This is a genomic window from Trinickia sp. NRRL B-1857 (genome assembly GCF_050470685.1).
Lineage (GTDB): Bacteria > Pseudomonadota > Gammaproteobacteria > Burkholderiales > Burkholderiaceae > Trinickia.
Genome location: NZ_JBFLUK010000017.1, coordinates 1 through 13335, shown reverse-complemented (window position 1 = coordinate 13335; position 13335 = coordinate 1). Strand labels below are relative to the sequence as shown.

General features: G+C 64.7%; 12 protein-coding genes and 2 pseudogenes. 5 read left to right on the top strand and 9 right to left on the bottom strand.

Annotated elements, in window-relative coordinates; genetic code table 11:
- Together AB1286_RS32980 and AB1286_RS32975 are read right to left on the bottom strand one after the other, a co-directional pair.
- Window positions 1-301 (bottom strand): hypothetical protein (locus AB1286_RS32980; RefSeq protein ID WP_430367420.1); only part of this gene is annotated, 301 nt, incomplete at its 3' end.
- Entirely contained in the window at window positions 285-524 is a 240-nt protein-coding gene (locus AB1286_RS32975; RefSeq protein ID WP_430367419.1) for a hypothetical protein, read from the bottom strand. The genes AB1286_RS32980 and AB1286_RS32975, both read right to left, overlap by 17 nt.
- A gap of 461 nt (window positions 525-985) precedes the next feature.
- Between AB1286_RS32975 and AB1286_RS32970 the strand changes: the two genes are divergently transcribed.
- The 3 genes from AB1286_RS32970 (at window position 986) to AB1286_RS32960 (ending at window position 4855) form a co-directional block, all read left to right on the top strand.
- Window positions 986-1468, top strand: a complete 483-nt coding sequence (locus tag AB1286_RS32970) for a hypothetical protein (protein WP_430367418.1) — start codon at window positions 986-988, stop codon at window positions 1466-1468.
- Between the two features lie 164 nt (window positions 1469-1632).
- The gene (locus AB1286_RS32965; RefSeq protein ID WP_430367417.1) at window positions 1633-3768 is read left to right on the top strand and encodes an AAA family ATPase; all 2136 of its coding nucleotides are present in this window, start codon (window positions 1633-1635) and stop codon (window positions 3766-3768) included.
- Between the two features lie 571 nt (window positions 3769-4339).
- A complete protein-coding gene (locus AB1286_RS32960; RefSeq protein WP_430364186.1) occupies window positions 4340-4855 on the top strand; it encodes a hypothetical protein in 516 nt (171 codons plus the stop codon).
- Between the two features lie 12 nt (window positions 4856-4867).
- Here AB1286_RS32960 and AB1286_RS32955 read toward each other — a convergent pair whose 3' ends face one another.
- Together AB1286_RS32955 and AB1286_RS32950 are read right to left on the bottom strand one after the other, a co-directional pair.
- Complete coding sequence (locus AB1286_RS32955; RefSeq protein ID WP_430367416.1) at window positions 4868-5347, bottom strand: LysR substrate-binding domain-containing protein; 480 nt, start codon at window positions 5345-5347, stop codon at window positions 4868-4870.
- On the bottom strand, window positions 5340-5786 hold the full coding sequence (locus tag AB1286_RS32950) for a LysR family transcriptional regulator (protein WP_430367415.1): 447 nt from the start codon (window positions 5784-5786) through the stop codon (window positions 5340-5342). The genes AB1286_RS32955 and AB1286_RS32950 overlap by 8 nt, the downstream gene beginning before the upstream one ends.
- A 111-nt stretch (window positions 5787-5897) precedes the next feature.
- Here AB1286_RS32950 and AB1286_RS32945 point away from each other — a divergent pair, with 111 nt between their 5' ends.
- Window positions 5898-6986 (top strand): zinc-binding dehydrogenase, encoded by a 1089-nt coding sequence (locus tag AB1286_RS32945; protein WP_430364188.1) that lies wholly within the window; start codon window positions 5898-5900, stop codon window positions 6984-6986.
- 60 nt (window positions 6987-7046) lie between these two features.
- Here the strand turns inward: AB1286_RS32945 and AB1286_RS32940 are convergent.
- The 4 genes and pseudogenes from AB1286_RS32940 to AB1286_RS32925 form a co-directional block, all read right to left on the bottom strand.
- A pseudogene (locus tag AB1286_RS32940) lies at window positions 7047-8757 on the bottom strand (lactate permease LctP family transporter).
- Between the two features lie 108 nt (window positions 8758-8865).
- Complete coding sequence (locus AB1286_RS32935; RefSeq protein ID WP_430364190.1) at window positions 8866-10311, bottom strand: LutB/LldF family L-lactate oxidation iron-sulfur protein; 1446 nt, start codon at window positions 10309-10311, stop codon at window positions 8866-8868.
- Window positions 10308-11033, bottom strand: coding sequence for a LutC/YkgG family protein (locus tag AB1286_RS32930; protein ID WP_430364191.1), 726 nt, complete (start codon window positions 11031-11033; stop codon window positions 10308-10310). The genes AB1286_RS32935 and AB1286_RS32930 overlap by 4 nt, the downstream gene beginning before the upstream one ends.
- 2 nt (window positions 11034-11035) lie before the next feature.
- Entirely contained in the window at window positions 11036-11926 is an 891-nt protein-coding gene (locus AB1286_RS32925; protein WP_430364192.1) for a (Fe-S)-binding protein, read from the bottom strand.
- A gap of 130 nt (window positions 11927-12056) precedes the next feature.
- Between AB1286_RS32925 and AB1286_RS32920 the strand changes: the two genes are divergently transcribed.
- The gene (locus tag AB1286_RS32920) at window positions 12057-12776 is read left to right on the top strand and encodes a FadR/GntR family transcriptional regulator (protein ID WP_430364193.1); all 720 of its coding nucleotides are present in this window, start codon (window positions 12057-12059) and stop codon (window positions 12774-12776) included.
- Here AB1286_RS32920 and AB1286_RS32915 read toward each other — a convergent pair.
- Window positions 12769-13335: pseudogene (locus AB1286_RS32915) on the bottom strand (multidrug effflux MFS transporter); the annotation flags it as partial. The gene AB1286_RS32920 and the pseudogene AB1286_RS32915 sit on opposite strands and share 8 nt — an antisense overlap.

Below are 13335 nucleotides of genomic sequence, written 5' to 3'. Positions count from 1 at the left end.
TCTTGAAAAATGGAACGTATTGTTCGACGTTGGCAAGATCGTCCGACAGTTTGGGCAATTCGCCCAGCGCCGTCTTGAATCCCGCGGAGAAATTGCGTTCCTCAACCTCGAGCTTCACGCTCCAGAGTTGTTTGAACTCATTGCATATCGCGGCGTAGTGCGTGTTGAGGATGGACGTATCGCGAGAAAACGTCGTGGAAAATCCACCGCTGAAGGCGCCGTAGCTGCCCTTTGCGTTGGCCTGCACCGTGCTCTTGTGATTGAATTCGGCCGTCGACTCGAAGCTAAAGGTGCTCTGCATGCTGTCTGGGACCTGTGTCAGCAACACACGGCGTCCCATTGCGGTACGTCGTGCCGTCGATAACCTTTTCTACCTCGTCGATCAAAGGATCCAAGACATGGTTTTCGTCGGTCGGTGCGGTGGCCCAGCTTCGTTGGCCCAGCCCGGTACCCAGCAAATTGATTCCGCCTACCGCATCGAGCTGTTGCTCATTTGCTAGTGCGGCGAGAGCGCGATCGTTCATGGTATTCCCCGTCGTGGTTTTAAAAAAAACCCGCAATGCGCGGTCTCCGTTGCGGGATTGGGAACAGCGAGATCAGTCTAAGAGGCTCTCGAATCGGCGGCAGTATCAGTTCGGTATCAGCTCAGGCGGTGTTCTCGGCGCGTGCATATTCACACTGTGTAATGGCCGCCGCCGATGCATAAAAGGCGCGCAGTACAATACCGATTTGCGCGTCACGTCGGTCGTCCGTGAATTGCCGCGCATTCTTTCAATTCCATTTAGCGATGCGCGAAACCGATTTCGCCGTGCACGACGGTCGTGTACTGCTCGATCCCGGGGTGCTGAAAAAGCCTGCGTAAAACTCAGGGACACAGCCAGGAAACGCTCGCCTATGCGTGCCTGGATCGGCATCTGTGCGTCTCGGTCGCGTCGATCAAGCGGGCTGAAACGGGAAGCCCGTTCTGTATCGCACCGCCCGGCATTTGGCAAACATGTTCGGGGTGGAAATCGATACGCTGATCGGCCAAGCCGGTGCGAAGGCTGTTCGGCATACGCCGGAAATCGAATCGGTTTCGCCTGTCCCGAACGCTCTTGGCATTGCGCCCGAAGAAGTCATTCGTTATGTCGTGGTGTTGCGGTTCGCCCCTCGTGCCGAGATACCGGTCGAGCAAGTCTTCTCGCTGATTCGTCAATTCGGCGGGCAGGCTCGGCACGACCGCTATGTGGCCGCATACTTCGGCATGTCTCAAGCTTACGGCAGCGATAGCCGGCGGGCGCTGATGTGCGCAATGACGCTGCTGCGTTCGCAATGGATCGGCGGCGAGCGGCCGGCCGTGCTCGAGTTGCAGCGGTGGGCCGATGACCGTGGATGGCCCGGTGCCGCACGAGCGGTTCGGCGCGCCATCGGACGAGGCGGCCGTGTATGTGGGGCAAGCGCTTGTCGACCAGTTGTCGCGTTGGTTTGAATTTGCCGAAGCGCAGCGAGATGCGCCGCGATACCGGGCCTGTTTGCGCATACGCGAGCAAGGCCAGACGAGTGCCCGCGGGCTTGCGGGAAGATCGATCGAAGTGCTTCAGTTCGACGCCGTGCTCGATGCGGTACTGGAATGCCAGGACAGTCACGTCGTGTATGTCCGCGGCAATGGCCGGGATCGGCAAGACGCGGCTGGTGGAGACATTCCGGGCGATGGCGCTGAGCCAAGGGTTCGCGTGCCACGGCGGGGAGTTTCATGACTTCGGCATCGATAACGGCGCGACGTTGTTAGCTCAGGTGGTGTGCAGTCTCGCGGGCGTGCCGGCAGGTGTCGAGCTGGCCGCCGGGAGTGCGAGCATCGCCTCGGCGGCGGCCCGTGCATTCCGCGAATGGGCGCTGCCTGAGCCGTTGCACGTTTTCCTGCTGGCTTTGCTCGGGGCGGCGCCGGGCGATTCGGCGCAACAAGCCCGCTATGCGGCGATGACCGATCGCGAACGTGTCGACCAATTGCAGGCGGCGATCTGCCATCTCATGTTGAGGCGAGCAATCGATAAGCCGCTGCTGATTGCCATCGAAGATTTGCATTGGGCGGACGCCCCGACCGTGGCGCTCCTGGCTCGATCGATGGCCGCGACAAGCGACGCGCCCATCGTCTGGGTGCTGACATCGCGTCCCGAGGGCGATCCGCTCGACGCCGCGATCCGGCCCAACTTTGCCGCGGCGTTGAGCGTGCTCGATGTCGCACCGCTGAGGCCCGCGCGAAGCGGTCGCCTTGGCGGCGCACTTCAGCGGCGTCGATCCCGGATACCGCGCCGCGTGCATCGAGCGGGCGCAGGGCAATCCGCTTTAACCCTCACGCAATTGCTGGCCAACCACGAGAGCGAATTTCCCGATAGCTTGCGCCATCTGGTCCAGACGCGTGTCGATCGGCTTGCTCCGGCGGCGCGCAATGCCCTGCGGCATGCGTCGGTGCTGGGGCACCGCTTCGATCTCGCCTCGTTGCGTGTCGCATTGGGCGATAGGGACTACGTCCCCGAGCAAGAGATCCGGCAGATGATGGTTAAAGAGATCGATGCGGGGACGTACGGCTTCGTACACGATCTCGTCATGCAGGGCGTGTACGAAAGCATCCCGGCCGACGCGCGCAAGCGGTTGCATCGCACGATTGCCGAGCTTTATGCTCAGACCGATCGCGCGCTCTATGCTCAGCATTTGGCGCGAGCCGGCGATCTACGCGCATGTCCTGCGCTCTTGGCGGCCATGCGCGAGAAGCTCGCGGGCTATCACTATGCGCAAGCCTTCGATCTTGGCTTGCTATGCGAGGGGCGCGCGACGCACACGGTGGAACGTCAAGCGCTTGCGTTCTTGCGAGGGCAGGCTTGCACCGGCCTTGGGCGGATGAGCGAGGCATGCGAATGGTTTGTCGAAGCGCTCGATCTGGCCGTCTCGCCTGCGGCGCAGATCGAGGCTGTGCTTGGCCTGGCCCCGGTGCTCAACGCGCTCGACCGGCTCGACGACGAGGAGACGCTGCTCGAAAAGACGCTGCCGCTTGCGCAAGCGATCGGCGCCGACGTCGAATTGGCGCGCTTGCTGCATTTGCGCGGGAGCATTCGTTTTCCGCAGGGCGATTATGTGCTGTGCCGGCAATTGCACCGCCAGGCGTTGCGCCACGCGAGGCGGGCGCGCCACGCATCGAGCGAAGTGCAGGCGCTAAGCGGCATCGCCGACTCCTACTATGCACAGGGCCGGATGTCGCGAGCCCACGCCCTTTACGACCAATGCATTCTTCGTTGCGAAAGCGGGCGGCGCGAGCGATATGGCGGCAGGCAATCTTGCGGCACGCGGGTCGACGGCCTCGTACCTGGGTCTGTACGAGTCGGCATTGACCGACTGCGAAGAGGCCGCGGTACGGAGCGAGCGTATCGGCAACCGCCGAGCCGAGGTGTTCGCCCGGCTCGCCGCCGTTTGGGCACTAAGCGATGTGGGACGAGACGAGCAGGCGCAAGCGGCGGCCGACCGCGCGCTGATACTCGCGCGGCAAATCGGCACGAGCCGCTTCGAGCCGATGCTGCTGGAAGTATCGGCTCGATTGGCGCGCCGTCGAGGCGACGGCGCGCAGGCGTGGCGCTTGATCATGCAAGCCGCGGCGCTCGTCGATCGATTGCGTTTGCATCGCTATGTGGGCGCTTGGGTGCAAGGCACGATCGCTTCGATTGCCCCCGATCCCGTGCTGCGCGAGCTGGCGCTCGCCAAAGGGGCCGAACTTTTGGCGCAACGATGCTTGGCACATAACGCATTGCGTTTTCATGTCGCGGCGGCGGAGCTGGCGTTGTCGGCGAAGCAGCCGGCGCAGGCGCTGCGACATGCGCAGAGTCTGCGAGCGTTGGCCGAGCGCGAGCCCTACGCATGGATCGAGCACCATGCACAGTTGATCGAGCACGGTGCGCGGTGGATAGAGACGGGTACGCAAGAGTCGCTAGCTACATTGACGGTCGTTCGGGCAAGCGGGACTTGCGGCAGGCTTTGCCGCGACGATGCCGCAATGGACGGCATCGATATCGATTTGATCGCCGTCCAAGGTGGCGAGAAACGCTGTCCGCCCTCGGCGCTAAGCCGAACTCGGTTTGCCTGTGAATGTGGAGATCGGTTTGTCGACTTTGCGCTCGATAGACTGTGCGCTCGAGCCCGGCGGGTTTGTTCCTCCTCGACATAGCAGTAGGCCGAAAAGCATCGAGCGAGGACCGGGCTGCCGATTCGCCCGCATAGGCACACTCGATGCTTGGTCGATAAAGCGATGTTTCGACTACGGAGTCTGCGATGACGAATGCGCAGGAAATCGAACGCGGCGACAAGTGAGGTTCCTATGAGCAGACCATTGAGCTTACTGAAGATCGGCAAGCGTGGTGCGGCGGCCGCTCGGGGCGCGCTCGATTTGCGGCGGGCGGCGGCGTCAGGGACGGTGGCTGGGCTGTGCGCGGCCGGAGCGGCAGCCTATTGCGCGCGCCAAGAAGGCGCTACGGCATGTGCGCCGCTCAACGCGGTCACGCATTGCGTGTGGCCCGAGCGGGCGCCGCGCGAGCAAGGCTTCAGTGTCCGTCATACGTTATTCGGGCTGGGTATCCATCAAGCGGCGGCAATTTTCTGGGCGCTTCTTTTCGAGCGTATCGCCCCGCGCGCACCGCGCAAGCATCCGGCTGCCTTGCTCGCGGCAGCCGCGGGGACGGCAGCCACCGCCTACGTCGTCGACTATCACCTCGTGCCCAAGCGGCTTACGCCTGGCTTTGAGGCCCACCTCGGGCCGCGTTCGATGACGCGCGTATATGCGGGTATCGCGTTGGGGCTGGCCGCCGTCGCGTTGCTGCGTTCGTCCGAACGCTGATACCAGCATCTGTCACCGCGGCCAATGCTCGGCCACATCGACGAGCGTTTCGCGCAGCCATAGGCTCGCGGGATCGAGGTGGCTGCGCGGGTGCCACGCCGCGAACATCGAAAAACCGCGCGCGTCGAACGGCAGATCGAATACGTCGAGCTTGTCGCGGTAGCGCGTGACGAGCCGAGACGGCAACGTGGCGACGTAATCGCTAAGCGCTACCAAATCCGGCACGGCGGTGAAATGCTGAACCGAAAGCGCGACGCGGCGCGCGCGTCCCATCGCCTCCAGGTGCTCATCCATAAATCCGAAGAAACTGCCGCCGCTCGTCGAGACGAGCACGTGATCGAGCGCGCAATAGGCGTCTAAATCCGGCGCCGTCGCCCCGCGCGGGTGGCGCTTGCGCTGCACGAAGACGAATCGTTCGTCGTAGAGTTTGCGCGCTTTGGCCCATGCGGGCACCCCACGCTCGGAACCGATCAATAGATCGATCTCAGCCACGCTCGAATCGCTCGAGGCTGCTCGAATGCTCCGACGCCACGAAGGCGAGCTGCACATTCGGGCCTGCGCGGTCCGCCCACGACTGCATCAACCGGAAGCCGAGCACGGCCACTGCTTGGTCGCTGCCGGCGATCGTGAAGCGGCGCGTATCGGTCATGGGATCGAACGACGGTTGCCGGCGCACCACGGCTTCGAGTTGCGTCAGTGCGGCTTTGAGCGGCGCCATCAGCTCCGTCGCACGGACGCTGCGCGTCATCCCTCGACCGCTCGGCGCCGGGATCAAGAGTGGGTCGCCGAAGATCTGCCGCAGACGAGCTAATTGCGTCGAGACGGCCGGCTGCGTCAAATGCAGCCGCTCGGCGGCACGTGTGACATTCGATTCTTCGAGCAACGCGTCGAGCGATACGAGCAGATTGAGATCGATACCCCCGGAGATCAATCATATTGATGGGTCGAATTCTATTAATTGATTTCAAGAATACGTCGGGCGTCGCTACAGTTCAACCATCCGATCTCGATCGACATGAAGAACTCAACGGAGGTAACGACGATGAAAGCCTGGATGCTCGACGAACCCGGCAAGCCGCTGGCCCTGTGCGACGAACCCGTGCCTGAGCCGCGTCGCGGCGCGGTGTTGCTGCGGATGGAGGCGGTGCCGCTGCTCAGCTATACGCGCGCTTATCTCGAAGGCAAGCTGCCGTATGCGTTCCCACCCGGGCCGTTCTCGCCGGGCACGAACGGCGTCGGCCGGATCGAGGCCGTAGGCGAAGGCGTGTTCGGATTCCGAAAAGGGCAGCGTGTGGCGGTCAACCCCTATTGGCGCGCGGACGAAACCGTCGGCGAGCCCGAGCAAGTGTTGATCGGGTTGACGGGTATCAGCGCCGGCAGTGCGCCGATGCTCGCCGATTTTCCGCACGGCACGCTACGCGAACTCGCCGAGTTTCCCGTATCGACGCTCGTCGCACTCGATGGTCTCGAGACGATGAGTTCGACGCGGCTCGCCTCGCTGGGCAAGTTCTCCGTGCCGTTCGGCGGCTTGCGCCGCGGGCGGTTGACGGCCGGCGAGACGGTGGTCGTCAACGGCGCCGGCGGCTACTTCGGTTCGGCCGCGGTTGTGGCTGCATTGGCGCTCGGTGCGAGCCGAGTCGTCGCGGCGGGCCGCCGAGCGCAAGCGCTGGCACCGCTCGTCGAGCTGGGGCGCGGCCGCGTCAAATCCGTCGTGTTGACGGGCGATGCGGCGGGCGATGTCGCGGCGATCCGCGAGGCAGCGGGCGGCGGCGCGGATCTCGCATTCGATATGGTGGGCCATGCCAGCGATGCGGACGCGACGCTGGCGGCGCTGCGTAGCTTGCGCCGCAACGGCCGGCTCGTGTTGATGGGCAGCATGGAGGTGCCGCTGCCGATCCCGTACGGCGAGATGCTGATCAACAACTGGGAGCTGATCGGCAACTTCATGTACACCCGTGCCGATTACTTGGCGCTCGTCGCGCTCGTGGCATCGGGGCAATTGTCGCTCGACAGCGTCGATATCGCAGCTTATGCGTTCGCTCAGTTGGAAAGCGCGATCGACCGGGCAGGCAGCGCGCAGGGTCTGCAATGCACGGTCGTGTCGAGCGAGGTTGAACGCGGTTGGGACTGATGTGCGTTGCACGCCGGCCGAGGCCGGCGCGCTTGACGGCGCACGCGATGGGACGTGGCGTCAGTTGACGAGCATACCCGTCAGCCAATAGGCCTGCACGAGCGTCATGATGCCGACCACGGCCGCGAAGAACAGACTATGGCGCAACGTGAAGCGGAACAGCGAGGCTTCTTGGCCGACGAGCCCCGTCGCCGCGCAGGCGACGGCAATCGACTGCGGCGAGATCATTTTGCCGGTCACGCCGCCTGTCGTATTGGCCGCGACGAGCAGTGTGTCGGACACGCCGATTTGATGGGCCGTCGTATGTTGCAGCGAGCAAAACAGCGCATTGGACGACGTATCGGAGCCCGTGAGAAAGACGCCGAGCCAGCCGAGCAGCGGCGAGAAGAGCGGGAACGCGGCGCCGGTGCCGGCGAGCAGCAGCGCCAACGTGGAGGACATCCCCGAGTAGTTCTCGACGAAGGCGAACGCCAGCACGAGGCCGATCGAGAGGATGGGGCGGCGCAGTTCGGCGAGCGTTTCGACGAACGTGCGCGCGGCGACGCTCGGACGAACGCGAAGCAGCACGGCCGAGATCAGGGCGGTCAGCAAGATCGCCGTGCCGACGGCCGAGATCAGATCGAGCTTGAACACGGCGTCCAACGCTTTGGGCGTGCTCACGATGGGCGCCGCCTTGAGTACGAGTCGATCGAGACCGGGCACATGCAGCGAGAAAACGGTCCCCGCGAGCGCGCCGTGGGCGCCGAACAAGGCCTTGAACGAAGGGAGACTCCAGATCGTGACGACGATCGTGAGCAGGCCGAAGGGCGCCCACGCACGCAGCGTCTGAGCGCCCGTGTACGGCGACGCTTGCCGGCTCGTATTGGCGAGGCGCGCCGCGCCCGGCGCACCGCCGAAACCCGAGAGCGCTGCGGCGCCGCCGCCGCTCGCCGTCATGGCCGCTTGGGCCGCGCTTCGAGGCTGCCAGACCTTGAGGAATGCGGTCAGTGCGACGAGGCTGACGAGCGCCGACGCGATGTCGGGCAACTCGGGTCCGATGTGGTTCGAGGTGAAGTATTGCGTGAGTGCGAAGCTGCCGCCGGCGACGAGCGCGGCAGGCCATGTCTGTTTGACGCCGCGCACAGCCGTCCATGATGAACACAAGCCAGAACGGGACGAACAGCGAGAGCAGCGGCAATTGCCGCCCGGCCATCGCGCCCACATGGAACGCGTCGAGTCCGGTCACCTGTCCCGCCACGATGATCGGAATGCCCATGGCGCCGAACGCGACGGGCGCGGTGTTCGCGATGAGGCACAGACCTGCTGCGTATAGCGGGCTGAAGCCGAGGCCTACCAGCAGCGCCGCCGTGATGGCGACCGGGGCGCCGAAGCCCGCGGCCCCTTCGAGAAACGCACCGAACGAGAAACCGATCAACAGCATTTGCAGCCGTCGATCGTCGGTGATCGAAAGCACCGATGCGCGAATGATCTCGAATTGGCCCGTCTTCACGACGATCTTGTAGAGGAACACGGCCGTGACGATGATCCATGCGATAGGCCACAAGCCATAGGCGAAGCCGTAGCCCGCTGCCGTGAATGCCATCGTCGCCGGCATGCCGTAGGCCGCGATGGCAACGGCGAGCGCGAGCGCAAGCGTGATTGCGGCTGCGAGATGACCTTTGATCTTCAGTACGGTGAGCGCCGCGAAGTAAAAAACGATCGGGATGGCGGCGGCTAGGGACGATAGCCCTAGGCTGCCAAGCGGTGTGTAGGTTTGGCTCCAAATCTGCATGTCGGTCTCCTCCGTTGATGCAAAAACAATACGGTGCTCGGCCGCGTCGCATGGCGCGCGGCCTGAACGTGATTCAGCCTGCTTGCGGACGTTGCCCGCGCGGGTCGTTTATTCGGGTTGGCCGCGTTCGCGCAGCATGTCGGCCAAGCTGCGCGGGGCGGGTTTGAGCGGCGTTCGGTGGTCGGTCCATCCCATCTGCCGCGAGGGGGCGAATGCGGCGAGCCGGGTCGCTGCCCAACGAAAGACGCGATAAGCGCGCGGATGAGCGAATGCGCCGCGCCAGAACCGCCAGACGATATGCTCGCGGCGCGTGTAGTTCGCGCCTTGGCCACGCAGCGGATGTTCCACCGCATCGTCGGGTGCGCGATTCGCTTCGGTGCGCAGGCGGATCAGCAATTGCGGGATCGGGATGCGCACGGGACAGACTTCTCCGCAAGCGCCGCATAGCGACGAAGCGGTCGGTAGATCGGCCGTCGCGTCGAGACCGAGCAGGTGCGGCGAGATGATCTTGCCGATCGGACCGGGATAGGTCGTGCCGTAGGCGTGGCCGCCGATGCGCGTATAGACGGGGCAGTGATTCATACATGCGCCGCAGCGGATGCATTGCAGCGTCGCGCGCAACTCTTCGTCCGCGTAGGCCTGCGTGCGCCCATTGTCGAGCAGCACCACGTGCATCTCGCGCGGTCCGTCGAGCTCGCCCGCGCGGCGCGGCCCGGAGATGAGATTGAAGTAAGTGGTGATCGCTTGGCCGGTCGCCGAGCGCGTGAGCAGGCTCGCGAGCGGCACGATGTGTTCCAGCTTGGCCACCACTTTCTCGATGCCGACGATCGCGATGTGGACGTCGGGCACCGAAGTCGAAAGCCGGCCGTTGCCTTCGTTTTCGACGAGCCATAGCGTGCCGGTGTCCGCTGCCGCGAAGTTCGCACCGGATAGGCCGATGTCGGCGTCGACGAACGCATGGCGCAGCGCGCGCCGCCCCGTTTGAATCAGCGCGTCGACGTCTTCCGTGTACTCGGCATCGTCGATGTGCGCTTCGAACAAGCGCGCGATGTCCCGCTTCGTTTTGTGAATAGCGGGCATGACGATATGCGAGGGCTTTTCATCCGCCAATTGGACGATGAATTCGCCGAGGTCGGACTCGGTGCAGGTCACGCCGTGCTCGGCCAGAAAATGATTGAGCTCGATCTCCTCGCTCGCCATCGACTTGCCTTTGATGATGCGCTTCGCCTCGTGCGTTTGCGCGATCTTCAAGATGATGGCATTCGCTTCATCGGCCGTCGCAGCCCAATGGACATGCGCACCCGCCGCGACGAGGTTCTCTTCGAGCTGCGTCAGCAACTCGGGCAGACGCGCGAGCGCGTCTTGGCGAATCGCTTGCCCGAGGTCGCGTAACGCCTCGCGTTCATCGGTATCGGGAAACTGCGCGGTGCGCTTGTCTTGCAAGAACGTCATCGCGCCGCGAAAGCTCGCGCGCAGCGCTTGATCGTCGAGCGCGGCGCGCGCGCGCGTTTTGAAGTCGTTCGTCGGAACGAAATGAAGCGGCTGGGTGCTCATCGACGCTGCTCCGTCGGCGTGGCCGTGCTGGTCTTGCCTTCGTCCGTCACGATCACGACCCACAACCTGCGCGGGCCATGCGCACCGTAGGCGAGCGTTTGCTGGATGTCGGATGTCTTCGACGGCCCGGAGACGAGTGCAAGGTTCGTTGGCATACCTTCGCGCCAGCGCTCCGCGCGGGCGGCTTCGTGCAAGTCGCGGTGCAGCGTGTCGGCATGCACGAGCGCGATGTGTAGCGGCGGCGCGAGCGACATCGTACGCGGCGAGCCGCGGTCGGGTTCGATGACGAGCGTGCCCGTGGCCGCGATACCGGAGCGCGCCACGGTGAATCCTGCTTCGACCGTATCGAAGAGTTCGCGCTTCCAGGTTTCGATCGGCTGTGCGAATGGGAGCGGCTCCACGGTGTCGGGCAGGGCAGCGGCCAGCGCGGCGCCTTCGGCCCGCTGCGTATCGAGCAACAATCGGCTTACGCCGGCATCGGCGATGCGGCGGGCCATCTCGGCGACCCATGTCGCCGCACTCGCTCGCCAGACTTCGGCGTGCGCGGCGATGAGCGCTCGCTCGAAGGCATCGATGCGTTGCTCGTGCGTCGCCTCGGCCAGCGGGCGCCAAGTCGCGTAATGGAGGTCGATGCGGTGATCCATTGAGGCCGTGTCGAGCGTCGGTGCGCGGGCGCCGGCGGCTCGCAGTTTTCCTAGGATGCGTTCGCGAGAGGTGAGCATGCTTAGCAGCCCTCCGTCTTCAAGGCCGCGAGCGCGGTCACCGGTTCGGCGCCGTGCGACGCGCGCTTTGCCGCTTGAGCCTTGGCGTCGTACGCAGGCCGTGCGTCTGCGCCTGTGCGCCGCCAGAGGAAGCTGGCCAGATGCTCGACCGCGAGCGGCGCACCCTCGTGCTCGGCGGCATGACCGATGTTGAGCATGCAGCCGCAGTCCGCCGTCACGAGTCGTTCGCACCCCGTGGCGCATGCCGAAGCGACTTTGTCGCGCACCATAGCGCCGGAGATGTCGGGATGCTTGAGCGAGAAGGTGCCGCCGAAGCCGCAGCATTCCGCTTCGCGCTCGTGTTCGACTCGCGTGACGCCCGGGAGCGCGTCGATTAGCGCGACGCCGTGTTCGCGCGTGCCCATCTCGCGGCGCGCGGCGCACGACGTGTGCAAGACCACGCGTTCCGTTTCTTTCTGCCCGCTGTGCAAGGCCGCGTCGACCGCATCGGTGAAATCGACCTCGAGCACGTGGACGAGAAATTCGGCGAGTTCGAAGACGCGCTCGGCCAGTTGCCGTGCCTTCGCTTCGTCCGCGCTATCGCCTTTGAACAGTTGCGGCCAGTGATGCCGCATCATCCCTGCGCAGGACCCCGAAGGAACGACGATGGGCCAGGGTTCGCGAAACAGATCCAGTTGGGCGCGCGCCACGGCGCGGGCGTGCTCGGGATTGCCGCTGCTGTACGCGGGTTGACCGCAGCAGCTTTGGGCTTTCGGAAAGTGCACGGTCAGCCCTTCTCGTTCGAGCAGGCGAACGGCGTCGAGTCCCGCTTGCGGAACGAACAGGTCGACGAGGCAGGTGGCGAACAGATATACATCCGTGGGCCGACGGGGCGGGTAGTGCCGATTCGGCATGTCTCTCTCCAAAGCCGTTTTTCGACGACGGCATTGGGCGCATAATTGCCGCAATCGCGAGTGGCCACAAATTGGTTGGACCAGCGCGATGGATCGGCCGCCTGACGGCGGTCGATCCAAGGAGAGACGGATGAAGCAGACCATGGGGGACCGATCGCGCGTGCAGGCCACGATGCGCGAATTGGAGACGTCGTTGCTCGACGGAACGTTCGCGGCGGGCGCGCGCCTGCCGGCCGAGCGTGTCCTGGCCGAGCGCTACGGCGTCTCGCGCAACACGGTTCGCGAGGCCATTCAGCGGTTGGCCGCGCGTGGGCTCGTGCATAGCCGGCCGGGGGCGGGCGTCTACGTGACCGACCGGTTGCGCACCGGCGTGGCGTCGCCCTGGGGCGAGCTCGTGGCCGACCATCCGGCGCTGCGCGACGACATCTTGGAGTTTCGCCGAGTATTGGAAGGGGCGACAGCCTACTTCGCGGCGATGCGGGCGACCAAAGACGAGATCAAAACGATCGAGGCGCTGATGCGCGCCCTCGAGAAGGCTCGGCGCGACGACGATAAGGCGGGCGAAGCGCAGGCCGATGCGAAGCTGCACGAGGCGATCGCGAAAGCTTCGCACAACGCCATGTTTCTGCATCTGCACGCCGGTGTGCTCAGCGTACTGCGCGAGCATATCGCGATCAACGGAACGGGCCTGCGCGAACAGGGCGAGGACGCGTCCGAGCTACTGCTCTTGCAGCATCGCACGCTGTGCGACGCGATCTGCGCGCGTCGCCCGGAGGAGGCGCGCACGGCGATGCAGACTCACATCGACTTCGTGCGCGGCAAGGTAAACGAACGCGGGCGGGTTAGCTGACCGTCGCGCGCAGATTGGTCCAACCACGTGAGCGCAGCAAGACCGGAAACGCCACGCATCCGATCGCCGCGACGACCGTGACGAATGCCGCGAGCGCCGCGACGGTACCGGGCAGGGCTGCGACGAGGTAGATGGCGAGCGAGCCCGCGATCATGTGCAGCGCGCCCATGAGCCCGGATGCGGCGCCGGCGCTGTCGGGAAAGCTCGTGACGCCGCCGGCGAACGATAGCGGGAGGATGAAGCCGTTCGCGAGCGTGACGACCGAGATCGCGAGAATCATCGGCAACGGCGTGGCCGGCGCGAAACTGGCGCCGATCAAGCATGCCGCGCCGACGGCGAGAATGGCGAGCCCCACGCCGATGAGCCGATCGATGCCGTAGGTTTTCGCGAAATGGCGCGACGTCAAATTGCCGACGATATAGGTCACCGACAAGCTCATGTAGCAATAGCTGATCGTCTTCGTCGACAGGCCCATGCCGACCAGCAGCACGGGCGAGGCCGCGAGATAGCCGAGATACACCGCGTAGCCCACGCATAGATTGAGTGCGTACGACCAGAA